23 protein-coding genes are annotated in these 25631 nt (G+C 40.8%); 15 read left to right on the forward strand and 8 right to left on the reverse strand.

Annotation, left to right across the window (positions count from 1 at the left end):
• The first annotated feature begins 84 nt into the window (after positions 1-84).
• Positions 85-750, forward strand: coding sequence for an inorganic pyrophosphatase (locus QZ574_RS03525; protein ID WP_297086833.1), 666 nt, complete (start codon positions 85-87; stop codon positions 748-750).
• A 36-nt stretch (positions 751-786) separates the two neighbouring features.
• On the opposite strand, the gene QZ574_RS03530 is transcribed toward QZ574_RS03525, so the two are convergent.
• The 5 genes from QZ574_RS03530 to ald all read right to left on the reverse strand — a co-directional run bounded on the left by QZ574_RS03530 (position 787) and on the right by ald (position 6241).
• Positions 787-2529 carry a M14 family zinc carboxypeptidase gene (locus QZ574_RS03530; RefSeq protein WP_297086835.1) on the reverse strand — a complete coding sequence of 581 codons (1743 nt, stop codon included), beginning with the start codon at positions 2527-2529 and terminating at the stop codon, positions 787-789.
• Positions 2530-2568: 39 nt separating this feature from the next.
• A complete protein-coding gene (locus QZ574_RS03535; RefSeq protein ID WP_297086837.1) occupies positions 2569-3072 on the reverse strand; it encodes a dihydrofolate reductase in 504 nt (167 codons plus the stop codon).
• A 14-nt stretch (positions 3073-3086) separates the two neighbouring features.
• Positions 3087-3980: a thymidylate synthase gene (thyA, locus tag QZ574_RS03540; RefSeq protein ID WP_297086839.1), complete on the reverse strand. Its 894-nt coding sequence runs from the start codon at positions 3978-3980 to the stop codon at positions 3087-3089.
• A 167-nt stretch (positions 3981-4147) separates the two neighbouring features.
• Positions 4148-4951 (reverse strand): ion transporter, encoded by an 804-nt coding sequence (locus QZ574_RS03545; protein WP_297086840.1) that lies wholly within the window; start codon positions 4949-4951, stop codon positions 4148-4150.
• Between the two features lie 177 nt (positions 4952-5128).
• Positions 5129-6241: an alanine dehydrogenase gene (ald, locus tag QZ574_RS03550; protein ID WP_297086842.1), complete on the reverse strand. Its 1113-nt coding sequence runs from the start codon at positions 6239-6241 to the stop codon at positions 5129-5131.
• Positions 6242-6476: 235 nt separating this feature from the next.
• On the opposite strand from ald, the gene QZ574_RS03555 reads away from it, so the two are divergent.
• Complete coding sequence (locus tag QZ574_RS03555) at positions 6477-7679, forward strand: pyridoxal phosphate-dependent aminotransferase (RefSeq protein WP_297086844.1); 1203 nt, start codon at positions 6477-6479, stop codon at positions 7677-7679.
• Between the two features lie 64 nt (positions 7680-7743).
• Positions 7744-8124, forward strand: a complete 381-nt coding sequence (locus QZ574_RS03560) for a hypothetical protein (RefSeq protein WP_297086846.1) — start codon at positions 7744-7746, stop codon at positions 8122-8124.
• 89 nt (positions 8125-8213) lie between these two features.
• Here QZ574_RS03560 and QZ574_RS03565 read toward each other — a convergent pair whose 3' ends face one another.
• Complete coding sequence (locus QZ574_RS03565) at positions 8214-9443, reverse strand: LL-diaminopimelate aminotransferase (protein ID WP_297086847.1); 1230 nt, start codon at positions 9441-9443, stop codon at positions 8214-8216.
• Positions 9444-9614: 171 nt separating this feature from the next.
• Between QZ574_RS03565 and dapF the strand changes: the two genes are divergently transcribed.
• Entirely contained in the window at positions 9615-10478 is an 864-nt protein-coding gene (gene dapF, locus QZ574_RS03570; protein ID WP_297086849.1) for a diaminopimelate epimerase, read from the forward strand.
• Between the two features lie 43 nt (positions 10479-10521).
• On the opposite strand, the gene QZ574_RS03575 is transcribed toward dapF, so the two are convergent.
• A complete protein-coding gene (locus QZ574_RS03575; protein ID WP_297086851.1) occupies positions 10522-12705 on the reverse strand; it encodes a hypothetical protein in 2184 nt (727 codons plus the stop codon).
• 229 nt (positions 12706-12934) lie between these two features.
• Between QZ574_RS03575 and era the strand changes: the two genes are divergently transcribed.
• Positions 12935-13819: a GTPase Era gene (gene era / locus QZ574_RS03580; RefSeq protein ID WP_297086853.1), complete on the forward strand. Its 885-nt coding sequence runs from the start codon at positions 12935-12937 to the stop codon at positions 13817-13819.
• A 77-nt stretch (positions 13820-13896) separates the two neighbouring features.
• Positions 13897-15207: a ribosome biogenesis GTPase Der gene (gene der, locus QZ574_RS03585; RefSeq protein ID WP_297086855.1), complete on the forward strand. Its 1311-nt coding sequence runs from the start codon at positions 13897-13899 to the stop codon at positions 15205-15207.
• Between the two features lie 79 nt (positions 15208-15286).
• Here der and QZ574_RS03590 read toward each other — a convergent pair whose 3' ends face one another.
• On the reverse strand, positions 15287-16375 hold the full coding sequence (locus QZ574_RS03590) for a carboxypeptidase-like regulatory domain-containing protein (protein ID WP_297086856.1): 1089 nt from the start codon (positions 16373-16375) through the stop codon (positions 15287-15289).
• A gap of 149 nt (positions 16376-16524) precedes the next feature.
• On the opposite strand from QZ574_RS03590, the gene corA reads away from it, so the two are divergent.
• The 9 genes from corA to QZ574_RS03635 all read left to right on the forward strand — a co-directional run bounded on the left by corA (position 16525) and on the right by QZ574_RS03635 (position 25591).
• On the forward strand, positions 16525-17589 hold the full coding sequence (gene corA, locus QZ574_RS03595; RefSeq protein WP_297086858.1) for a magnesium/cobalt transporter CorA: 1065 nt from the start codon (positions 16525-16527) through the stop codon (positions 17587-17589).
• 21 nt (positions 17590-17610) lie between these two features.
• Complete coding sequence (locus QZ574_RS03600) at positions 17611-19131, forward strand: bifunctional GNAT family N-acetyltransferase/carbon-nitrogen hydrolase family protein (RefSeq protein WP_297086860.1); 1521 nt, start codon at positions 17611-17613, stop codon at positions 19129-19131.
• Positions 19132-19136: 5 nt separating this feature from the next.
• On the forward strand, positions 19137-19610 hold the full coding sequence (locus QZ574_RS03605) for a RimK/LysX family protein (protein WP_297086861.1): 474 nt from the start codon (positions 19137-19139) through the stop codon (positions 19608-19610).
• Between the two features lie 14 nt (positions 19611-19624).
• Entirely contained in the window at positions 19625-20497 is an 873-nt protein-coding gene (rimK, locus tag QZ574_RS03610; RefSeq protein ID WP_297086864.1) for a 30S ribosomal protein S6--L-glutamate ligase, read from the forward strand.
• Between the two features lie 46 nt (positions 20498-20543).
• A complete protein-coding gene (locus QZ574_RS03615; protein WP_297086866.1) occupies positions 20544-21488 on the forward strand; it encodes a succinylglutamate desuccinylase/aspartoacylase family protein in 945 nt (314 codons plus the stop codon).
• Between the two features lie 79 nt (positions 21489-21567).
• Positions 21568-23004 carry a DUF389 domain-containing protein gene (locus QZ574_RS03620; RefSeq protein WP_297086869.1) on the forward strand — a complete coding sequence of 479 codons (1437 nt, stop codon included), beginning with the start codon at positions 21568-21570 and terminating at the stop codon, positions 23002-23004.
• Positions 23005-23122: 118 nt separating this feature from the next.
• Complete coding sequence (locus QZ574_RS03625) at positions 23123-24004, forward strand: mechanosensitive ion channel family protein (RefSeq protein WP_297086871.1); 882 nt, start codon at positions 23123-23125, stop codon at positions 24002-24004.
• A 59-nt stretch (positions 24005-24063) separates the two neighbouring features.
• On the forward strand, positions 24064-24372 hold the full coding sequence (locus QZ574_RS03630) for an antibiotic biosynthesis monooxygenase (RefSeq protein ID WP_297086873.1): 309 nt from the start codon (positions 24064-24066) through the stop codon (positions 24370-24372).
• 70 nt (positions 24373-24442) lie between these two features.
• On the forward strand, positions 24443-25591 hold the full coding sequence (locus QZ574_RS03635; protein ID WP_297086875.1) for an iron-containing alcohol dehydrogenase: 1149 nt from the start codon (positions 24443-24445) through the stop codon (positions 25589-25591).
• Positions 25592-25631: the final 40 nt, after the last annotated feature.

The following is a 25631-nucleotide window of genomic DNA, read 5'->3' on the forward strand; positions in this document are numbered from 1 at the left end:
TAAAAAATTAATTACATAATGCAGTTCAAATTTGAACTAATTTAGTTACTATTGGTTTCAGAATAAAAACAAAAATTAACAATTATGGTAGACAGACTTTCAGATCCTATTGGACGGCTGATGGGGCTACGTTATAAATCACACCCCTGGCACGGTGTTTTTATTGGTGAAAATGCTCCCGAAGAATTAACTGCTTTTATAGAAGTGGTTTCAACAGATACAGTTAAATACGAAATTGATAAAGATAGCGGTTACCTTCGCGTGGATCGGCCGCAAAAATTCTCGAATGTTGTTCCTGCGCTTTATGGTTTTATTCCGCAAACTTATTGTGGCAACAAGGTAGGCGAGTACTGTAGTGAGAAAGCAGGCCGGAAAAACATTAAAGGAGATGGCGATCCGATTGATATTTGTGTACTAACAGAAAAGGATCTGGCACACGGCGATTTGTTGGTTACCGCGCGTCCGATTGGCGGATTCCGAATGATTGATGGCGACCAGGCTGACGATAAGATTATTGCCGTTTTGGATAACGATACCGTTTATGGTCATTTTACCGATGTTAGCCAGGTGCCCGAGATTGTTATTCAACGATTAGAGCATTATTTTTTGACTTACAAAGATATGCCTGGCGTTGACTCAAATACAGAAATTGCAGCAACTTATGGGCAGGAAGAAGCGCTTGAGGTTGTTAGGCTGTCAGTTGAAGATTACAACAATAAGTTTGCAAACTTAGGCAAACTGCTCGCATAAAAAAAGGCCTGATTTTTTGAAAATCAGGCCTTTTTTCTATTCATAAATTCGGGCTACAGGGTAACGTTTGTGCGTTTCTTCAGCCCATTCAGAGTTGTTGTAGATAAACCCGAGCTGCGCACGATGGTTTTGTGCAAATTCCGGGTCAGATGCTCGTTTATTCTCCAGCTTTTCTTCTAATTCCGGATGTTCCCTCAGGTACTTCATGGCATTTTCCTCAAATCCATACGATGAGAAATATTCACGAGTATCCAGTATCTGATCGAAGAAATTCCAGCGGAAGAATGAATCACGGGCTTTGGGTTCCAGTAGTTCAAGCAAATATTTAATTTTCTTTTGCCGTACAGGGATTACCAGGTCGCCGGCATAGTAGTTAATCTCCTGCGTTTCGCTGCGGGTAGTAACTTTGTGGTGAAAATAGTGCCCGTTGTTTAAGTGTTCTGCATCAGAATATTCTTCAATGTAATATACCTCTACTTCAAGTGTAGTGTCGGTGGGTAAGCGCGAAAATTCAATTTCATTAAGTTCCAGCAGTTGAATTACACCACTCCAGGCCTGTGGCAAAATGTAAAATTCCGGCACCTTTATTTCTTCGGTTGCCTTGTACTGCGTAAAATATTTGATGTTAGCGGTATATGGTTTGCTTTTATCGTAGCCAAATCGAGGGAGACCGGTTACCGGGCTAATTTGTTCGCGATCCACCTCATAGCCTTTAAATTCAATCGTTTCAAATTTGGTGGTATCCAATTCAAAATTAATATTGTGGGTTTTTGCTTCCACCGATTCTGCAATCCCTGTTTTACGGCTTTCAATAATTTCTTTTGAATGTGCCGAGGTGAATCTTGCCAAAACTTCAATAAACTGGTAGCATGATTTTACGCGGTCTGCATAATTTTTGTAAACATGATTTTCGGTCATCATACCATAGCTGTTAAATAAGGCGGCATAGCCTGAAGAATAGCGGGCGCTTTCCTGAGTCATTTTTATACCCATTTTAGGATCTGGGTACATCCAGCTTACATACGGGATTAATTCATAATCGCCTTTTTTCATGTTTTCGTAAAGCCCGGGTAGTAGTTTGTTTCGGATAAATTTTTCCTGGCTTGGCGGAAACATATCGGGCGATGGGGCAATCAGCGTTACACTGTATTGGTGTTCTGAGCCGTTGGTGGTGTGGGTATCCAAAAATACATCGGGGTCCCATTGGCTAAAAATCCGGTTGAAACTTTTAGCATTTTCCGAGTCGCATTTCACAAAATCACGATTAAGATCGAGGTTGCCGGCATTGCCCCTGAAACCTGTTTCGTAAGGTGTTGTTTGCCCCGAGCGGTTGTAGGCACTGCGTTGCAACAAGCCGCCAATGCTATAGGCCGGAATAATTACAATTACGGTATTTTCCAGCAGGTCAGCCATATTGTTGTGGTTGCGTAAAATATTGTCGGCAAATTCAAGGCTGGCATCAATTCCGCATGGCTCTCCAGCGTGAATGCCATTGTTAATCAGTAAAACGGTCTTACCCCGAGCTTTTATTTTTTCCGGGCTAAATTCGGCTTCGCTGTTAATTATGAAAGTATGCAGTGGCTTTCCAACGTCAGTTAAGCCATTTTCTATAAGCTTGGCATTGTCGTATTCCGAATCCAGCAGTTTAAACATTTCAATAATTTCGTAGTAGGTTGGGGTGTAGTTCTGCTCGTACTTAAGGTGGAGCAATGGCTTTTGTGCAAACAGCAAAAAGGGCATTGCAAAAAATGCAATGAGCAGGGCAGTTTTTTTTGTCATTGTATAAAGTTTTTACAGCAAAGCTGCAGACCGCAAAATTTATTTTCGCTCTAAATCTAAATAAGAATAGTTAAAGTCATTCTTTTCGTCGTATAAATCTTCACGATTAAGTTCTTTCCAGTTCTGGTAATCAATTTCAGGGAAAAATGTGTCGGCCTCAAATGGTTGATGAACCAGAGTAAGGTAAAGTTTTCCGGCCAGCGGGAAGAACTGTCGGTAAATCATTCCGCCACCAATAATAAAAGCTTCTTCTTCGTTTTTTACCTTTTCAATGGCTTCTTCAATCGAAAATACGGTTTCGCAGCCCTCAAAAACATCCTCTTTTTTATCAGTAATAATTATGTGTCGTCGGTTGGGTAGCGGCCATTTGGGTAACGACAACAAAGTATTACGGCCCATAATTATTGTATGTCCGCTGGTAATGGCTTTAAAACGCTTTAAATCGTTTGGTAAATGAAAAAGTAAGTCGTTGTTTTTTCCAATTGCAAAATTCTCGGCAATGGCAACAATTATAGAGATATTCCTGTGTATTTTATTTGTCATTTTTTTATCAGCATTTAAACGGCAACAGCACCTTTAATCAGCGGATGCGATTGGTAGCCAATTAATTCAAAGTCGTCAATTTTAAAGTCGAAAATGTTTTTTACATCCGGATTTATCTTCATGGTTGGCAGCGGGTAGGGTTCGCGCGTTAGCTGCAATTTTACCTGTTCAATATGGTTCGAGTAAATATGTACATCGCCAAAGCTGTGCACAAAATCGCCGGGTTCCAGTCCGCTTACCTGAGCTATCATCATAGTTAACAACGCATAGGAAGCAATATTAAAAGGAACGCCTAAAAATACGTCTGCACTACGTTGGTACAGTTGGCAAGACAATTTTCCGTTGCTCACATAAAACTGAAACAGCGTATGGCAAGGCGGCAGGCCGGCAATGGCCATTTCTTCAACTTCCGGTGGGTTCCAGGCCGAAACTATAAGGCGTCTTCCGTTGGGGCTTTCGTTGTTCTCTTGCAGGTATTTTATCTCGTTAACCACCCACTTAATCTGGTCGATGCCCGAAAAATCGCGCCATTGTTTTCCGTAAACCGGCCCCAGTTCTCCCCATGTTGCAGCAAACTGCTCATTGTTGGCTATTTTCTGCGAGAATTCGCGAATTGATTCGCCCTGAAATTCTGCACTCTGTTTGTAACGTCGGTAAGGCCAGGCATCCCAGATGTGTACATTGTTCTGAGCAAGGTACCGAAGGTTGGTATCGCCGGCTAAAAACCAAAGCAATTCGTGAATAATGGATTTCAGATGCAGCTTTTTTGTTGTTACTACCGGGAATCCTTCGCTCAAATCAAAACGCATTTGGTGTCCAAACCGACTGATGGTTCCTGTTCCGGTTCTATCTTTCTTCTCTGTCCCTTTTTCCAGTATGGTCTCCAACAAATCTAAATACTGCCTCATTTCTATTTTTTAAGTAGCACACCTTCTGACAAAGCGGCTTGTACTATTTCTCCTGCAAAAATAATTGATCAAAAGAATCTGCTTTCTGTTTCACCGGTATAAATATTCACAATTGCCCTAAGTTTGTTAACGGCTGAGGTTTTCAATTTAAGGGTTCAATTGTTTTCTTATTGGTTTATTGGTGCGCCACACTTTTTGCAGAAAGCCGCATCGTCGTCGTGCGAATGGTGCAGGCATTGTGGGCAAACCTGGGTATTTTTCTCAATGGTTGGGTTAATGATTTCGGCAGTAACAATTCCGGTAGGAACGGCAATAATGGCGTAGCCCATAATCATTACAATACTTGCCAGAAACTGTCCCATTGGAGTTTCGGGGCTGATATCGCCATAGCCCACCGTTGTTAATGTAACAATGGCCCAGTAAATTCCGCGCGGAATGCTGGAGAAACCATGCTCCGGGCCTTCAACCAGGTACATGATGGTGCCAACAATTATAACCAGAATAATAACAAAATAAATAAACACACTAATTTTAGCCCGGCTTGCCCAGATGGCTCGTGCCAGCGAACGTCCGGCAAGGGTGTAACGGGTTAATTTTAATATTCTGAAAATACGTAGCAAGCGCAAAATACGTATTACCACTAAACTATGCGACCCAACCACCACCAAGCCAATGTATGTTGGTAAAACCGATAATAAATCGATAATGCCGTAAAAGCTGAAAATGTACCGAAAGGGCTTATCAACAATTGCAATGCGCAGCAGGTATTCGATGGTAAAAATTATGGTTATACCCCATTCCATTCCATGAAGCAGTTCCTGGTGGTTTTGTCGAATGCCGGGAACACTTTCGAGCATCACCAAGGCCACACTAAGGATGATAACAACTAAAAGCGAAACATCGAAAAATTTTCCCGAGGGAGTGTCGGCTTCAAAAATAATTTCGTAGATCTTTTGTTTGGCTGTACTCATCTGTTTTCGATATTAGTTTTAAAGATACTGTTTTTTTCTAAACACAGTTTTTGGTGTTTGCAACAGCGAACAGTTTCCTGATAGATGCAGGAAACGAAGCTGTTGGGTGCAAGGGTGAAAAAACAAAAGCCTTTCCTGAATCAGGAAAGGCTCGTAAAAATATTCCGAATTGGTTTTTTATAAAACAGTTTCAACTTTTTGGTAAGGCAGGTCGAATGCCTCGGCAACACCTTTGTACACCACTTTGCCATCAACCACATTTAAACCTTTGCGCAACGGTTCGCTATCAATGCAAGCTTGTTTCCAGCCTTTTTCTGCAATTTCAATAGCATACGGAAGCGTTGCATTTGTTAATGCAATGGTTGAAGTACGTGGTACAGCACCCGGCATGTTGGCAACACAATAGTGTAATACATCGTCGATTACAAAAGTAGGTTCGGCATGCGTAGTTGCCTTGGTGGTTTCAAAACAACCTCCCTGGTCAACAGCAACGTCAACCAAAACAGTTCCGGGTTTCATGGTGTTAAGCATGTCGCGGGTAATTAAACGCGGAGCTTTTGCACCAGGAATTAATACAGCACCAATGATAACGTCGTTTAGCTTTACCATTTCCCGAATGTTGTATTCGTTACTCATCATGGTTTTAACGTTTGGCGGCATAATATCATCGAGGTAGCGCAAGCGTGGTAACGATACATCCATAATGGTAACATCAGCACCCAGGCCAGCTGCCATTTTTGCAGCTTCGGTACCAACAATACCACCACCAATAATCAGTACATTTGCCGGAGGAACACCTGGTACTCCACCAAGTAAAACACCATAACCGCCAAATGTTTTTTCAAGGTATTTTGCACCTTCCTGAACCGACATACGGCCTGCAACTTCGCTCATTGGTACCAGCAGTGGCAACGATCGGTCGGCTAGTTCAACTGTTTCGTAAGCCAAACAAATCGACTTGTTTTCTATCATGGCATACGTTAATGGCTCGCACGAAGCAAAGTGGAAGTAGGTATAAAGAATCTGTCCTTCTTTAATTAATTTGTATTCCGGCTCAATCGGCTCTTTTACTTTGATGATCATATCTGCAATAGCATAAACATCTTCAATGGTGGGGAGCATCTTCGCACCGGCGTCTGTGTAATCATCATCCTGGAAACCGCTACCCAGTCCACCTCCGGCCTGTACATATACATCGTGGCCTCGTTTAACCAATTCCGCAGCACCTGCAGGTGTTAATGCAATGCGGTTTTCGTTATTCTTAATCTCTTTTGGTACACCAATTATCATTTCTTAAAATATTTGAGTTTTTTCTTAGTTCAAAAATAGACCACTCGATATGACTAAAACATGATAAATTCTCAGGATTTCAAATAAAATACATTTTTACGATTGCTTTATGCAGAGGCTTTTAGGGAATTAGAAGTTAAGTTTGCAATAAGATGTTAATTTGTCTGAATTTATGCGTTATTAATTTCAGATTGATAATCTTATATTTGCTTGCTTTTAAAATATATTTTATAACATGCCGACAGTATCAGACAGAGGAAGGATAATGCCTGATTCACCAATCAGGAAATTAGCTCCGTTAGCTCATGAAGCTAAAGAACGAGGGCTTAAAGTGTTCCATTTAAATATCGGACAACCCGATTTACCAACTCCTCCTGAGGCGCTGGCGGCAATCAAGTCGATCGACAGAAAGATTCTGGAATATACACCCAGTGAAGGAATTTTGTCGTTTCGCCAAAAACTGGCCAAATATTACCACAAGTTCGACATTGACGTAACGCCTGATGATATTATTGTTACATCGGGCGGGAGTGAGGCTGTAACTTTTGCTTTTATGAGTTGCCTTGATCCGGGTGATGAAATTATTGTGCCAGAACCTGCTTATGCTAATTACGAAGCTTTTGCAATTGTTGCGGGGGCAAAAATTAAATCGATACCCGGCGATATTGAAGAGGGGTTTGTATTGCCTCCGATTGAGGAGTTCGAAAAATTGATTACCCCAAAAACCAAGGGGATAATGATTTGTAACCCTAACAATCCAACCGGTTATTTGTATACGCAACAGGAAATGAATGCCATTCGTGACCTGGTAAAAAAATACGACCTCTACCTGTTCTCGGATGAGGTGTACCGTGAATTTTGTTACACGGGTGCTCCATATATTTCTGCTTTTCACCTCGAAGGCATTGAGCAAAATGTCGTTCTGGTTGATTCTGTATCGAAACGTTACAGCGAATGTGGCTTGCGTATTGGCGCCTTGATTACAAAAAATGCAGCTGTTAAAAAGAATGTAATGAAGTTTTGCCAGGCACGATTAAGCCCGCCACTTATCGGGCAAATTGCTGCTGAAGCTTCATTGGATGCCGATCCGGAATACATGCTTAATAATTATAACGAGTATGTGCAGCGACGCAAATTTCTGATCGATGGGCTTAATCGCATTGATGGCGTATATTCGCCTATTCCGATGGGGGCTTTTTACACTGTTGCCCGCTTACCAGTTGATAATGCCGATAAATTTTGCGCATGGCTATTGTCCGACTTTCAATATGAAAAGCAAACCCTGTTTTTGGCACCGGCTTCGGGCTTTTATACCGGTTCAGATAAAGGGCAGGACGAGGTGCGAATTGCTTATGTGCTGAATAAGGCCGATTTGGCGGTTTGTTTAAAAATATTAACCGAAGCTTTAAAGGTTTATCCCGGAAGAACTTCCAAATAGAAAATAGCTTCTAGATAATATTGGCAGGCATGCTGCGTTGGTATTAAAACGTAATCAGATAATTATGCCTGCTACTCTTTCTTTTGGGAAAAAAATTGATTTGCTTGATAAAGACCATTTGGTGAGCCGAATTGCCTGTTTCCTTCTTGTTATTGTTTTTATTTTATACCTGCTCCCTTTTGATAAAGGAGCCACCGCATCGGTATTTGCCGGAGGTATGATTGGCTTATTGGTCTTACAGTTCTTTCTTCAATCGAAAGCTTTAAATATTATTTTGGCAGGAAGTATCTTTATTCTCAGTTTTTATTTTTTTCTGGCTGTTTGGTCAGAGTTCAATGATTTTGATGGGCTTACTAAAGCTGCCTGGGAGTTGCTGGTAATTGGTTGGGGAGGATGTCTTTTTATGGCAGGCCTGGCCTTTTTAATGCTCCGAAAGTATATATAGTAACAGGACCGATTTTGTAAAAAAAGTAATAAAAAAAATCCGGGTTGAAAAAACAGCCCGGATTTTTTTATGTGTTGTAAATATCAATGTTACGATAGATTTTTTACTCTTTCCATTGCTTCCAGTACATTTTCCCTGTCGGCAAAAGCCGAAAAACGAAAATAACCTTCACCGGCAGGGCCAAAGCCTGATCCTGGTGTTCCCACAATGTTTGCTTCATTTAACACTTTGTCAAAAAAGTCCCACGAGGTCATGTTGTTTTTTGTTTTCACCCAAACATAGGGTGCATTTACACCACCATAAACTTCATAGCCAATTTCGGCCAGGCTTTCGCGCATTATCTTAGCATTCTCAAGGTAGTAGGCAATTACTTCTTCTACTTCCTTTTTGCCTTCTTTGGTGTAAATAGCAGCAGCTGCTTTTTGTACCGGGTACGAAACACCATTAAACTTGGTTGATTGGCGGCGGTTCCATAATGCTTTTACGGGGTGTGCTTTTCCTGCCGAATCAAAAGCAACCAATTCTTTCGGTATAACAGTAATGGCGCAACGGGTACCTGTAAAACCGGCGGTTTTCGAGAAACTGCGGAACTCGATGGCTACCTTTTTTGCACCTTCAATTTCGTAAATCGAACGAGGAATACCTTCTTCAGTTATAAAAGCTTCGTAAGCCGCATCGTAAAGAATGATCGCATTTTTTTCGATGGCATAATCAACCCATTTCTTCAATTCTTCTTTCGAAGCAACCGTTCCTGTTGGATTGTTCGGGTAGCAAAGGAAAATCAGGTCAGGAGTTTCTGTTGGAAGCTCAGGAATAAAGCCGTTTTCTTTTGTACAAGGCATGTAAATAATTCCTTCGTAATGGCCATTTTCCTGGCAAGTGCCAGTTTTTCCGCTCATCACAGTAGTGTCGGCATAAACCGGGTAAACCGGGTCGCAAATGGCAATTTTATTGTTGTGGCCAAAAATCTCCTGAATGTTTCCGGTATCGCATTTCGAGCCGTCAGAAACAAAAATTTCATCTGCCGAAATATCTATACCTTTCTCCTGGTACGAGTTTTTTGCAATGGCTTCGCGTAAAAAAGCATACCCTTGTTCGGGGCCATAGCCTTTAAATGTTTCGCCTTTGGCCATTTCGTCAACACCTTCGTGAAAGGCTTTAACAACACTTGGTACCAGCGGCCGGGTAACATCTCCAATACCCATTTTAATAACCTTTTTGTCCGGGTTTGCTTCAATAAATTCGTTAACCCTACGTCCAATTTCCGGGAAAAGATACCCCGCCTGAAGTTTCAGGTAATTTTCGTTAATAAGTGCCATATCTGTCTATTTTATAATGATTTTCAGCAATTGAGGCGTAAAGATAAAAAAATCTACCGGCAAGTATTTTTTCAAGCTCTGTGCCTTTATGGCTATTTAGATTAATTTAATGCGGGTAGTCAGCTTTTATTTCTATCATCTGTATTAGTTTTGACAAAAATTAATTTAATCATGCAAAACTTTTTTGTAAAATCACACGGATTAGGTAACGATTATATCACCCTTAACCAAGATGAGATAAGCTTTAAATTAACAGAAAAAGCCATTGTGCGTATTTGCGACGTGCATTTTGGAATTGGTTCGGATGGGATTTTGTTAAAGGTGCCAAGCAATAACGCCGATTTTGGTTTGCGTATTCTGAATCCCGATGGTTCGGAAGCCGAGAAAAGTGGCAACGGCTTGCGTATTTTTGCGAAGTATTTGTACGATTATGGGTTTACTAAAGAAAAATCGTTTAGTATTGAAACACTGGGAGGTTTGGTTAAGGCCGAGGTAATTGAAGAGAAAAACAACAAGGCTAAAACCATTAAAGTAGATATGGGAAAAGCCATTTTTGAATCGGAAAAAATTCCTGTTGCCTGCGCAAATGAAGAGTGCATTGGCGAAGTGATGGAATTGGCAGAACGCAGTTACGAAATTAACTGTGTTTCGGTAGGGAATCCGCATTGTGTTATTTTAAAAGATGAACTTGATGAGTTGGAGATAAAAACCTATGGTGCTGAAATTGAAAACCATTCGATGTTTCCGAACCGGATAAATGTGCAGTTTGCCCGTGTGGTTTCGCCCAACGAAGTGGAGGTATTAATTTGGGAGCGTGGTGCCGGCTGGACACTGGCATCGGGTAGCTCGTCGTGTGCAGTGGCATGCACAGTGGTGAAGCGCGGATTAACGGAACGAAACCTTAGTATAAAAATGCCGGGGGGTAGCCTGGCCATTGAAATTGACGAGGATTGGGAAATTCGAATGACCGGTGAGGTTCGTGAAATAGCATCAGGAACATTAAGTGCTGAACTGCTGCAGGATTTGGAGTTGTAAAACCAATGCTTTTCAGCTTTTTAATAATGAAAATTTAGCAACTTCAGATTTCCAGGTTGGTGATTCTTTCGCTTACCTTATAGCTGTAATCCGGGTATTCGTACATTGCCATTCGCGGTTCGGTTTGTCCTATTGAATAGCCAAAAACTCCTTTGTAGTCTGCTTTGCGTTCGCCCATTTCTTCTAACTGATCGAGGTATTCGGCAATGGACTTTGATTCGATAACAATTACCTTTCCCATTTTATGAATTATGGGACTATGGGCCCGAGTAGGGTCGTGGTCGAATTCCAGAATTCTTCGTCCGTAACGGGTAATTCCTATGGTGCGGAAAGTCATACTTTTTCCTACACCGGGAAGGTTAAGAATGCTTCGGTCAGTGGATAAAAACGAAATATCGGCAATATTGCATAATCCTTTTATATTCTCCACAATTTTATCGGGTTGCAAGAGCAGGTTTTGTGCAAAATCCATTTGATGTTCGGGGATGTTCCCAAAAATTTTCTCTTCCATACGTTCTTGCAGAACTCTTGAATTTGGGGTAAAGTTGCTTTTGTTTTCTTTAAAACCTTTTACGGTAAAAGTATAGTACGAGAGTACGCCAATTTCGTTTAAAACTTTTCGGAGTTTCGCACTGTGCCCTCGCCTTGATGCTGCGGCGGTAAAAACAAGCTGGTTGGTAACGGCCCATCCCGATTTTAGCAATAGCTGAATGGCCCGTTTTGATTCGGGTGTTATTTCCATGGGCGACTGAAAATGTGTTTGTATAACAAACTGTTTTATGCCAATTTTTTGTGCTTTTTGTTTAAAAATGGCCAGCATTTTACCCAACTCGGGGGTTATGCGTTGGGGCAGGTAAGCCGGCAGTCGTGTTCCAATCCTTATTCGTAAAATTTCGGCAAATTTGTCGCCTTCCGCGCGCCTTTTGTTGTCCTCAATTTTGGCTTTTGCCATATTATAAATTGCATCCAGAATTTCTTTCAGGCTTTTGTTACTGCTCATTAAGGCATCGCCACCTGTTATCAGAATATCGCGAAGCTGAGCGTCGTATCTAAAATACTCCAGTAATCTGGGAAGACGTTCGGACCACGATTTCTCAGGTTTTAGCTTTTTCAGGTTGAAATTGTAACGGCCGCTTTGAAAATCGTACATGCGCTGGCAGCTGGCACATAAGCCACCACAGGCCCGCCCAACTGTGTCGGGTATAAAAATGGCTACCTCGGGATAACGCCGGTGAATATTGTATGATGGAATAAGCCATCCGGCAGCATTGGGTTTGCCGGGTTTAACTTTGTCTTCTTTTTCCCAGGCAACAATATTTCCAAACTCTTCAACCAGTTGCTTGCTGTAAATAACGTAACACCGAATGGCCAAATCGGCACCTACTACATAATCCGGAATGTAGGAGTTTAAAAGCGACAGGTAGTAGGGATTAACAAAAAACGGAATGCCTTTTCGCCGTGCTTTATTTAACACCTTCATGGTTTCGTTCGTAAGGGTGTAATCCAGCATTTCGTTTAACAACTCGGGCGAGCGCACAGCAAAACGCAAATGAAAGTTGCTTTCTTGCCACCATTGCTCCATTTGAGCTTCTTTTTCGTAAAAGCTCAGGCCTTTCGCGAAACAATAGCGTTTGCTCGTTATTTCACCACTGTCAATTTTTTCAATAAGGATGCGAATTATCCTCTTCTGATTGATTTTACGTAGTTTATCAACTTTTACATCCAGCCCTGATGGGTACTTTTCCATCCAGCTATTTAGTTGTTTACGTTGTGGAGCGAGGTGAGCATTTTTGCCACTTAACTGCCTGAAAAGTTCCAGCATATCTTTAAAAAAGGCAACTTTTGCTCCGCCTGTACCATTGTGTGTAGCCAGCCAAAGTAGCTTAAACGGGTTGGTTTTAGCCAGCTGTCCGCCAATATTCTGATCGGGAAACTCACTGCCTGCATGGTCGATATAATCCAAAATGCGTATGGCTGCCTGGTCTTGCCAGCTTAGTTTTAATGCCAGATCCGGATCTGTTTTTGTGTTTCTGTAATAATGTAATGCGGCCTGATTTCGTTTTAAAATCGGAAAAACCCAGTTGCGTATGGCTTCATGAATTTCAACTACATTTTCCGAATTGCGAATAATTTTTTCGAGAACCGGGTTTTCATCCAGCAATTTTTGTAGTGTTTTTCGGGCACGCACCGAAATGCCCACCTTATCCCAAAAAGCAATTGAATCCATGGCATTAAGTTTTACTGGTGTTGCAGTACTATTTTAAGTTACTAAAAAAGGGGCGTAAATCAAAAGGAAATGGCCATATTCTGAGCCGGATGTTGCGAAAGTTCTGCCTTGAAAATCAAAATATTATAGTGCAATGAGTGCCATTTGTTTATTTCGATTATCTTTGTGCCGGTTTTTAAAAAATAACAAAGAATTCCCGCAAGGGAAGGAACACCTAATAGTTGAAATAATGACACATAAAGCAGGATTTGTGAATATTGTTGGAAATCCAAACGTAGGAAAATCAACAATAATGAATGCACTGGTAGGCGAAAAACTGTCTATCATTACCCAAAAGATGCAAACCACGCGTCACCGTATAAAAGGCATTGTTAGCGGCGACGATTTCCAGATTGTTTATTCCGATACTCCCGGTATTTTAAAGCCCAGTTACAAGCTACAGGAATCGATGATGAAATTTGTTGACACCGCGTTAATTGATGCTGATGTAATCCTTTTTGTTACCGATGTAAAAGAGAAAGTGGATAAAAATCCGGAGTATATCGAGAAAGTACGAAAATCGAATATGCCGGTTATTGTTTTGCTTAATAAAATTGATTTGTCGAACCAGGAAGAGGTAGTAAAGCTCTACAATCACTGGTCGGATACTTTTCCAGGGGCCGATGTATTTCCCATTTCGGCACTCGAAAAATTTAATATCGAACCAATTTTCGACCGGATACTTGAACTGTTGCCCGAAGGGCCTGCCTTTTTCCCAAAAGACGAATTAACAGATCGAAACGAACGATTTTTTGTGCAGGAGATTATTCGCGAGAAGATTTTGCTGCATTACCAGAAAGAAATTCCGTATTCGGTTGAAGTGGAAGTAGAGGAATTTAAAGAAGAAGAAAAGATTATTCATATCCGATCGGTAATTCATGTTTCTCGTGATAGTCAGAAAGGGATTATAATTGGTCATCAGGGAAAGATGATTAAGCGTGTTGGAACAGAAGCCCGAAAAGATGCCGAAGAATTTTTTGGCAAGAAAATATTCATGGAACTATATGTAAAAGTAGCCAAAGACTGGCGCGAAAAAGATGGTTCGTTAAAACAATTCGGGTACGATAAATTTTAGTTTTTACTCGAATTTATAACCTGGCAGTTGTAGGTTATTAAATTGTTGGGCTATTTATAAATTGAATTTCAGAAAAAATGAGCAGCAGAATAGTAGCAATAGTTGGACGCCCCAACGTAGGAAAATCGACCTTGTTTAATCGTCTTATTGAACAGCGAAAAGCCATTGTTGACGAAACAGCAGGTGTAACCCGCGACCGCAATTACGGCAAAGGCGAATGGTCGGGTGTGGAGTTTTCGGTAATCGATACCGGTGGTTATGTGGTAAACTCTGATGATGTTTTTGAAGCAGAAATAAACAAACAAGTGCATTTGGCCATCGATGAAGCCGATGTGATTGTTTTTTTGGTAGATGTAGAGGCCGGCATAACCGATCTGGATGATGCCATTGCCAATATTTTACGCCGAAGCAAAAAAGAGGTTTTGCTGGTTGTTAATAAAGTTGACAACAATGCCCGGATACTTGACGCACAGGAATTTTATGGCCTGGGACTGGGCGAAATTCAATGCATTTCGTCGATGACCGGTAGCGGAACAGGTGATATGTTGGATGAGCTGGTAAAAAAATTCCCACACAAAGATGCACTGGAAGAGGAGCACGAGCTTCCCTACCTGTCGGTGGTAGGAAGGCCAAATGTTGGAAAATCATCTTTCATAAATGCATTAATCGGCGAAGACCGGAACATTGTTACCGATGTGGCCGGAACAACCCGCGACTCGATACATACGCGCTACAACAAATTTGGCCACGATTTTATGATTGTAGATACTGCCGGCTTGCGAAAAAAAGGAAAGGTTAGCGAAGACCTGGAGTTTTATTCGGTTTTACGCTCGGTACGGACCATCGAAAACTCGGATGTGTGTTTATTGTTAATTGATGCAACCCGCGGAGTAGAAGCCCAGGACATGAACATTATGAACCTGATTCTAAAAAATAAAAAGGGGGTGGTTATTTTGGTTAATAAATGGGATTTGATAGATAAGGATACCATGACCACCAAAAAAATGACCGAAGAAATTCAGCAACGCCTGGCACCATTTACCGATGTACCTATTCTTTTTATTTCGGCACTTACCAAACAGCGTGTACACAAGGCGCTTGAAATAGCCATGGAGGTATATCAAAACCGTAAACAACGTATTAAAACTTCGGAACTAAACGAAGTGTTGCTTGAAGCGATCGAAAATTATGGTCCGCCATCGGTAAAAGGGAAATTTATAAAAATTAAATATTGCACCCAACTGCCTTCGCCTACTCCGGCCTTTGCCTTGTTTGCCAATTTGCCGCAATACATCAGAGCGCCTTATAAAAGGTATATCGAAAACCAGTTGCGCGATAATTTTAATTTTACAGGTGTTCCTATTCAAATCTATTTCAGGCAGAAATAGAGGGAGCTGGGACCCGGAAGTCGGAAGGCCGAAGTTGGAAGTCAGAAAATTCCATCTGTAGTTATTGCAGGTGGAATTTTTAGTTTTGCGGAGGTGTGTAATCTTCGGGTAGCGAATTGGCAAAATTTTTCATATCCATATAGCCATCAATAATAAAATTAACATTGGGGCTGGTACCGTTAGGGCGGATAGTGAAGGATTGCCGGGACGGATAAATGACCGATTTCTTTTGTGAAAAGTAATAGCGGTCGGTTAAAAATTCCTCGGGAATAGGAAAGAGGTCGTCATCAAAGCGGTAAAACACCTCAAGTTTTTGGGCTTGTATTGCAAATTCTTTGGCCGGCGTACTTAATTCATTGTTTTCAAGCTCGTAAAAGGCTGCTGCCTCGGTTTCAGGGTAAACCTTAATTTTGTAACCCTCTGCTCCCGGATTATTGTCGTAAATCGATTTTAAAAAATGCCTGTACGATCCGTGATAGGTAATCCTTCGGTTATGGTTAAAATAGTCTGCCTTATGAGGTTGCTCCTTATCAAGTGGTTCATAGTAAAAATAACCTTTTAGTTTCATTACTTCTCCGCCATCCAACGATTTTAATGGAATTTGTTGGCCTTCAGGGCCATCGTACATTTTTACGCTAAATTCCTGAAGCACAAGTTTTATCCGGTAGCCCAGGTAGTTATTTTCAATGAGCAGTGCATTTTTCGAGCTGGCCAAAAACTGCATTTCATCTCTGTTAAAAACAAGGTTGCTGTCGTTTAAAACCTCAATTTTATCGCGGTATTGCCGAATAAAGTGCGAGTAGAAAAAGCGCAGATTGCGTTTTCGCTTGTTCTTTCCCGAAACATTAACGCCTGAAATATTATAATTCGAAGGATGAAGCTGAATGTGAAGCTTGCTGCTTTCTTTTAGTGTTTTTATATGGGCATCAAAAGCAACATGGTCGGCCACCAGCACACAGGGGAAAAAAGGTGCTTTTAACGAAAAATTACCCAGCGAATCGCTGATGCAACCTATGGTGGTGCCCGAAATAAAAACTTCGGTGTGTGGAATGGGTTCTTGTGTTTGCGCATGGGTTACCCGTCCCTCAAGTATTATTTGTTGTGCCTGTGCGGAGTTTATGGTAATAAACACGGAAAATACGAATAGAAACCAGCGGTTTAGAATCATTGTTTTTGTTTTTACAAAAGAAAGCAAAAATTATTCCACACCACCATAGGCTCTTTCCATTACATTAATTTATTTCTTAAATTGGCTAAAATTCTTCTGATACAAAACAATTAAGGTAGAAGAGTTCTCAGAAGATAAATTGATCTGTTATGGCACGTTTTTTAAAAGATCGTTCAAAAGCGAAAGGTATGGTTCCCGGCTCGCTGGTATTAATTGGCAGGCAGAAAATGGAACAAACCCTTATTCAGTACATCGGGTACAACAAAGAAGAGTTGCAGGAAAAAACACTTAGTTCGGTGGACGAGATTAAACAAAATTTTGCACCGGGAAAGGTGAATTGGATAAACATTTACGGTTTGCACGATTTGGAAATGATTAAGAAGATAGGTGAAGATTTTGGTTTTCCTTCGCTTTTACTCGAAGATATTGTAAACACAGATCAACCGCCGAAATATGAAAATGGAGTAGCTTACGATGGCTTTATTTTGAAAATGCTTCATAAAGAAAAGGATTCAAACCGTATTCATGCCGAGCAAATCACCCTATTGTTGGGAGAGAATTATGTGTTAACGCTGCAGGAACGAAAAGGCGATTTCTTTGAGTCTGTACGCGAACGCATTCGTAAAAGTAAAGGCCGGATTCGCTCGTGTGGAAACGATTATCTGGCTTATGCTTTAATGGACGCACTGGTAGACAATTATTCTATTTTAATTGAAACAATTGGACGGCAGGTTGAAGATATTGAAGATCGGTTGTTTAAATCGATGGACACCAAAATTGTTGAAGAAATTTACCAGTTTAAAACCGAACTAAACTATATCCGTAAAGCCGTTCGGCCGGTGCGTGAAGTTATTGCTTCGCTTTTACGAACCGAGGATACCTTCTTTCACGAAAAAAATACCGCTTACCTGAAAGATTTAAGCGACCTGGTAGTACAATCGTCAGAAGCTGTTGAGCTTTATAATAATATGACTTCCGATCAGCTAAATATTTATAACTCAAACATTAGCAACCGAATGAATGAGGTAATGAAGATCTTGACAATCTTCGCATCTATTTTTATTCCATTAACTTTTATAGCCGGTATTTACGGGATGAATTTTGAGTATATTCCCGAGCTGAAATTTAAGTATGGTTACCTTGTTTTTTGGTTAGTTATTCTTATACTTGGCGGCGGATTATTAATGTATTTTAAACGAAAAAAATGGCTGTAAAAAGCAACAACAATTTCACAAATGCATGATATTGAAAATATAGAATTAAAGTACCTTACTTTTGATGATTATCAGGAGCTTAAGCAGGCAATGATTGAGGCTTACTCCAACATGCCCAATGCGTACTGGAAAGAGCACCATATAAAATCGTTGATAAAACGTTTTCCGGAAGGGCAGGTGGTGTTAAAAGTAAATGGCCAGATTGCCGGTTGCGCCCTGGCAATTGTGGTGGAGTACGATAAATTTGAAGACAACCATACCTACAAGGAAATTACCGGAAATTATACTTTTGAAACCCATTCGCCCGATGGCGATATGCTGTATGGGATTGATGTTTTTATAAAACCAGATTTTAGGGGCTTGCGCCTGGGACGACGACTTTACGATTACCGTAAAGAACTTTGCGAAAGGCTCAATCTGAAAGGGATTGCCTTTGGAGGCCGAATCCCTAATTACCATCTTTACCAGAATGAAATGTCGCCAAAAGAATACATTCAAAAGGTGCGAACAAAAGAAATTCACGATCCGGTTCTGAACTTTCAAATCTCGAACGATTTTCATCCGGCCAAAATAATAACAGGCTACCTCGAAGACGATAAGGAATCGAATGAATATGCTGTTTTGCTGGAGTGGGATAATATTTATTACGAAAAACCCCGGAAAAAACCGGCAACAATTAAAACTGTTGTGCGTCTGGGGTTGGTTCAGTGGCAAATGAGGTCTTATAAAAATCTAAAAGACCTGATGTTTCAGGCTGAATTTTTTATTGACGCCGTTTCCAGTTATCGTTGCGATTTTGCGCTGTTCCCCGAGTTCTTTAATGCACCGCTAATGGCCGAAAACAATCACCTTACGGAACCGGAAGCAATTCGGGAACTGGCAGCCCATACCGATGATATTATCGCAAGGTTTTCGGAACTGGCCATCAGTTATAATATCAATATTTTAACCGGAAGTATGCCCGAGCTGGTAGATGGCAACTTGTACAACGCAGGTTACTTATGCCGGAGAGACGGTACCAGCGAACGTTACGAGAAATTGCATGTTACCCCTGATGAGGTAAAAGTTTGGGGTATGCAGGGTGGACATAAGCTAAAGGCACTGGATACCGATTGCGGAAAAATTGGCGTGCTGATTTGTTATGACTCCGAATTTCCGGAATTAAGCCGTTTATTGGCCGACGAAGGAATGGATATTTTGTTTGTACCTTTTTTAACCGATACTCAAAACGGCTATTCGCGGGTACGTAATTGTTCGCAGGCAAGAGCAATTGAAAACGAATGTTATGTGGCCATTGCCGGTAGCGTTGGCAACCTTCCAAAGGTGCACAATATGGATATTCAGTACGCCCAGTCAATGGTATTTACGCCCTGCGATTTTGCGTTTCCTGCAAATGGGGTAAAAGCCGAAGCTACTCCAAATACCGAAATGATATTAATTGCCGATGTAGATATTGGCCTGCTGCGCGAGCTTAACCAGTTTGGAAGTGTGAGAAACCTTAAAGACCGCAGGCTCGATTTGTTTGACCTGAAAAAGAAATAAGTGAAATGCAAGATGTTGAATTGACGCGAGAACTGATTGGAAGGAAGGATTTTGTTGATTTCCCCCAATTAGCGCTTACCGAAATAAAAACAAAAATAGATACAGGTGCTTATACCTCAAGTATAAATTGCCATTATGTTGCCGAAGAAATAATTAATGGAGAAGCGGTGTTGGTTTGTATATTCCTTGATCCGCAACATCCAAAATATGACGGTAAAGAATTCCGTTTTTCGAAATACAAAAAGAAGCGTATTAAAAGCTCAAACGGAATAAGCGAAAACCGGTTTTTAATTCGAACCGAGATCAAACTTTTTAATAAGCTATATCTGATAGACTTATCGTTGGCTGATAGACGCTTAATGAAGTATGATGTATTAATTGGCCGTAAATTTCTGAATAAGAAATTTCTGGTGGATACTTCAGTCTCAAATTTGTCGCATAAATTAGTTAAAAAAACAAAAGTAAACACAGAAAAATAAGTACACAAAACATTATGAATATTGTAGTTTTATCAAGAAATCCAAAGCTTTACTCCACCAGAAGATTGGTTCAGGCCGGCGAAGAACGCGGGCACCATATGATGATTGTTGACCACTCGAAATGCGATTTGGTTATTGAAAAGAAAAAGCCTCAGGTAATCTATCACGGGAAAAAACTCGAACATGTTGATGCTGTAATTCCACGTATTGGCGCATCAATAACTTTTTACGGAACAGCAGTTGTTCGCCAGTTCGAGATGATGAAAGTATTTACGGCAGTTGAATCGATAGCGCTGGGGCGCTCGCGCGATAAACTGCGCAGCCTGCAAATTCTTTCGCGGGCCGGGCTGGGTTTGCCCAAAACGGTATTTACCAATTACAGCAAAAATACCGATCAAATTATAGAAAGTATTGGCGGAGCTCCATTGGTGATAAAGTTGCTGGAAGGCACCCAGGGGATTGGAGTAGTGCTAGCCGAGAATAAAAATGCCGCTTCATCGGTAATGGAAGCATTTAACGGATTAAAGGCTAGGGTAATTGCCCAGGAATTTATTGAGGAAGCTAAAGGTTCCGATATCAGGGCTTTTGTGGTTGACGGAGTGGTTGTTGGGGCCATGCGAAGGAGTGGTAAACCTGGTGATTTCAGGTCAAATCTTCATCGGGGAGGAACAGCCGAAGTTATTGAATTGAGCGATGAAGAAGAAAATGCCGCGTTAAAAGCTGCCCGCGTTATGGGGCTGGGGGTAGCCGGTGTTGATATGTTACAATCGAAACACGGGCCTCTAATTATGGAGGTGAACTCATCACCAGGGCTCGAAGGCATTGAAAGTGCTACTGGAATTGATATTGCCAAAAGCATTATTCGATACGTAGAGCGAAATGTATAAGCATTTGGCACAAAATTAATTATCTACTAGTAATAGCATGTAAACCATGAAAATATTAAATCGCGAGATAAAACCGGGGCAATCTGTTCAAATTAACCTCGATACCGTGCGCCTGCATACGCGAACACGCATAAATGTTCCTGTTATTATTGAGCGTGCGGAGGAAGATGGGCCGGTATTGTTAATTAATGCGGGTATACATGGCGACGAAGTTAACGGTGTTGAAATTGTACGAAAAGCAGTTTCCAGCAATATGTTACGCCCTGAAAAAGGTACGGTTATCTGCATTCCGGTTTTAAATGTTTTTGGGTTTTTAAACCAATCGCGCGAATTTCCTGATGGTAAAGATTTAAACCGCTTCTTCCCGGGGTCGGCAAAAGGCTCTTTAGCCAGCCAGTTTGCCTACACTTTTATGACGGAAATTGTGCCACATGCCAACTATTGTATCGATTTTCATACCGGTGGTTCAAACCGGTTTAATATCTCTCAAATCCGGATATCGCGCAACGATGACACCTTGCTTGATTTGGCAAAGGCCTTTCATCCGCAGTTTATTGTGTATGCAAAAAATCGTGATAAATCCTTTCGCGAATCGGCAACAAACGAGGGACTGAAAGTGTTGCTTTTTGAAGGTGGCAAATCGCTTGATTTTAATAACGATGTAACCGAAGCCGGACTGAACGGAATTATGCGGATTATGCACTCCATTGGTATGCGCGATTATTCTACCAGTATCAATCAAAATGATTTAAAAGACCCGATTATTATTGAAGAGTCATACTGGCACAGAGCCCGGCATTCAGGATTGTTTCGTTCGTTTATTGCCGGTGGCGAGTACATTCTTAAAGGGCACACACTTGGAAGTATTTCCGATCCGTTTGGCGAATTTGAATACCTGATAAAAGCCAAAACAAATGGCTATATAATCGGGCTTAGCAATTCGCCAATTGTAACCGAGGGCGATGCACTTTATCATATCGGCAACCAATAGTTTTGTTGATTTTGAGCGGGTATTTTACTTTCGGGATTTGATAATTGTGCTAATTAACTAGTCTAAAATTTCAATGTTTATGAAAGAGAATTCAAATTCACGTTATCTGGTTGTTGCGGTTCGTCGGTTTCTGCGTCATATTTTAAGTATCAAAGACGGCACAGATGTTCAGGCAACAATTGAAGGTATAAAACGAGACATTGGTTTTCGTGGCCCAACAGCCTGGATTCTTATCTTCTCGATTTTTATTGCCAGTATCGGCCTAAATGTTAACTCAACTGCGGTAATTATCGGGGCCATGTTAATTTCGCCTTTAATGGGGCCAATTTTGGGTATTGGCTTATCCATCGGAACCAACGATTTCGAGACCTTGTTGCGTTCGCTTAAAAACCTGGGTATAGCAGTTTCAATAGCCCTTATAACTTCTACCTTGTATTTTTCGCTCACTCCGTTAAATATCGAGCAGTCAGAGCTACTGGCCCGAACTCAACCAACCATTCTTGATGTTTTGGTGGCCCTGTTTGGCGGATTTGCAGGAATTGTGGCCGGTTCGCGAAAAGAAAAATCAAGTGTAATTCCGGGGGTAGCAATTGCAACGGCACTTATGCCTCCGCTTTGTACGGCAGGCTACGGATTGGCGACCTTAAAAATGAACTACTTTTTTGGCGCATTTTACCTGTTTTTTATCAACTCGGTGTTTATTAGCCTGGCCACATTCTTAGTTGTAAAATACCTTAAATTTCCGCATGTATCATTCTTAAATCCGATAAAAGCAAAACGGTACCGCATTGTACTTATTCTGTTTCTGATAATTACTATTATTCCTAGCGGCGTAATTTTTTATCGGGTAATACAGGAAACCCGGTTTACCATTGCAGCCGAGAATTTTATTGCCGAAAAATGTTACTTCGATGGATCAGAACTGATTAGTAAAAAAGTGACCTATTCCGATACTTTATCAACAATAGATTTGTATTACCTGGGAAACGATGTAAGCGACGAACGAAAAATGCATTTGCAGGATATGCTGTTAAATTACGGTCTTGTGGGAACCAGCCGTTTTCCTATAACCAAGAAAACAGTGGTACGGGTGCACCAGGAAACGGATATGTCGATAGATTTTGAAAAAAGAATGACGGATTTTAACAACGATTTGCGGCTTAATATTCTTGAAGATATTTACACGAAAAATGAACAGTCGATTCGGGATAAAGATCTGAAAATAAAATTGTTGGAAGACGAGGTTTTTCGTTTAAATAAAAAAGATACCATACCTTATAAACAGGTAAATAAAGAAATAAAATATCATTTCTCGGAGGTGGAAAAATACTCGTTTGCCAAAGCAACACAGGTGGTAAGTATTGGCGATACTGTACAAATGGACACCATACCTTTATTTGCGGTTAGTTTTAACAAGCAGGTAAAAGTTAGCGAAAAAGACGACCTGAAATCACGAATTTCAGAATGGTTGCAAATTCGGCTAAATACAAAAAACATAAAGGTAATTGAATATTAAATGGAGGTACTGTAAATGGTGCAGGTACCACCTAAAAAAAATAAATGAGCTTTAAAAGTACAACCCAGCCGCATTTTTAAAGTATACCAAATGAATGTTTAATTAAAATTACACTCAAGTGAAAATAGATTTTTTGTATTGGGGCTTTGTTGTTGGGATTATCGTTATATCCTATTTTGTTTCGTTTATTGCCCGGCGTATTTTGGCGCGAATCATCCGAAAAAAGTCGGAAAACCTGAAAGAGGATCCAACGAAATTTGTCTTCTTAAAAAATAGTGTTTCGTTTATCATTTTTACTATCGCTCTTATCATTATTTTTCTGATAACGCCGGCCTTAAATGATATTGGAAAGGGCTTGTTTGCTGGTGCAGGAATTTTGGCAGCTACCATCGGTTTTGCCTCACAAAAAGCATTTTCAAATATATTAAGCGGAATTTTTATCCTCATTTTTAAACCATTTAGTGTACAGGATACCATCGAAATTAAATCGGATATGCTTAAAGGGGTGGTGGAAGAAATTACTTTAAGGCATACCGTAATTCGCGACTACGAAAACCGCCGAATTGTGATACCAAACAGTTTAATCAGCGAAACCACCTTGTTGAACAGCTCAATGGTAGATGAGAAAATTAAAAAGCATGTTGATTTTGGCATTAGTTACGACTCGGATATTGATAAGGCAAAAAGCATAATTGAAGAGGAAATTCTAAAACATCCGAATTTTATTGATAATCGTACTGATGAAGAAAAAGATGCCGGAGCACCAGTTATTACTATGCGATTGGTAGGATTAGGTGATTTCTCGGTTAATATAAGAGCTTATGTTTGGACAAAATCAAACGACGAGGCTTTTGTATTACAGTGTGATGTTTTTGAAAGTGTGAAAAAAAGATTTGATAAGGAAGGGGTGGAAATACCGTTTCCTTACCGAACGCTGGTTTTTAAAAATAAGCCCGAAAAGACTGATTCTACAGTTAAAATTGCTAATAAGAATGCTTAGCATAGCAGAAGAGAAATTTATCTTCAGCTAGTGTAATCAAACCATTAAAAAAAGGTAATATGTTTATCGTTCATGTTTTTGTTAACGTAAAAGAAAATTGTATTGATGCATTTAAAGCTGCAACGGTACAAAATGCAAAAAATAGTATCAAAGAAGCGGGTATTGCACGTTTTGATTTTGTGCAGCAGCAAGACGACCCTACGCGTTTTGTATTAGTTGAAGTATACCGTACGGCCAATGATCCGGCAAAACATAAAGAAACCTTACATTATAAAAAGTGGCGCGACGATGTTGCCGAAATGATGGCTGAACCACGCACTGCAATAAAATTCTTTAATGTTCATCCTGACGAAGAAGGTTGGGAGTAATCATGCCGGATTGTACTTTGGCAGCTAACCCTTAAACAAGGAAAGTTTATAATTCAAAAAAAATGAATACATGGAGTCTAATTTTTCATTTGCCACAGCGGGTCAGCTAATTTTTGGAAACCATTCGGTGAACAGTGTCCCGGATTTGGTGACGAATTTTGGCAAAAAAGTACTGTTGGTAACCGGAGGAAATAAAAGCAAGGCAGCGGAATTAAGAACTGCTTTTCCCGATGAGACTGAATGTACGTATTACAGTATTAAGGGTGAACCCACTACCAGTGTTATTGAGGAGGGAGTGCAACTGGCCAGGATAAAAAAATGTGACGTGGTAATTGGTTTGGGCGGAGGTAGTGTAATTGATAGTGCCAAAGCCATAGCAGCCATGGCAACCAACCCGGGGAAGTTAATGGATTACCTTGAGGTGATCGGTTTAGGGAAACCCCTTTCACAAAAACCTTTACCTTGCATTGCTATACCCACAACTGCCGGAACTGGGGCAGAGGTAACCAAAAATTCAGTACTAAAATCAGTAGAAAAACAGGTGAAAGTTAGCTTGCGCAGCAATTACATGTATCCTGATATTGCAGTGGTCGATCCGGTGCTTACCTACTCCATGTCTCCGGCTTTAACAGCCAGCACCGGTGTGGATGCTTTAACACATTTGCTTGAGACTTTTGTATCCAGTCAGGCCAACCTGTTTAACGATATGCTTTGTCGCGAAGGGTTAACACGGATAGCACGATCGTTGTTAAAAGCGTATAAAAACGGCAATGATAGAACAGCACGCGAGGATATGGCCATGGCAAGTATGTTGGGGGGAATGGCACTGGCCAATGTGAAATTGGGAGCCGTGCACGGATTTGCCGGCCCCATGGGAGGAATGTTTCCCATACCACATGGAGCAGTTTGTGCCGGCCTGATGGCTGCAGTAATAGAAACAAATATTAATGCCTTGCAACGAGAAGGCAAAGCCCTGACAAAGTTTGATGAATTAGCCAAAATTCTTACTGCAAACCCTAACGCTGTGGCCGCCGATGCCGTTATTTGGGCGGCTGATTTGGTAAGCACACTGCGGATTCCATCGCTATCAGCATTTGGCATAACAAAAGAGGATTTCGCGGAGCTGGTAAAAAAAGCAAAAGCTTCAAGTAGTATGAAAGGTAACCCGGTAGAATTAACAGACGAAGACTTGTATCGCATTTTAGAAAAATCATTTTAAGTTTTACAATCCATTCTGCGATTGGAAAGGCTTTTGGCTA

Source organism: uncultured Draconibacterium sp., from assembly GCF_913063105.1.
Lineage (GTDB): Bacteria > Bacteroidota > Bacteroidia > Bacteroidales > Prolixibacteraceae > Draconibacterium.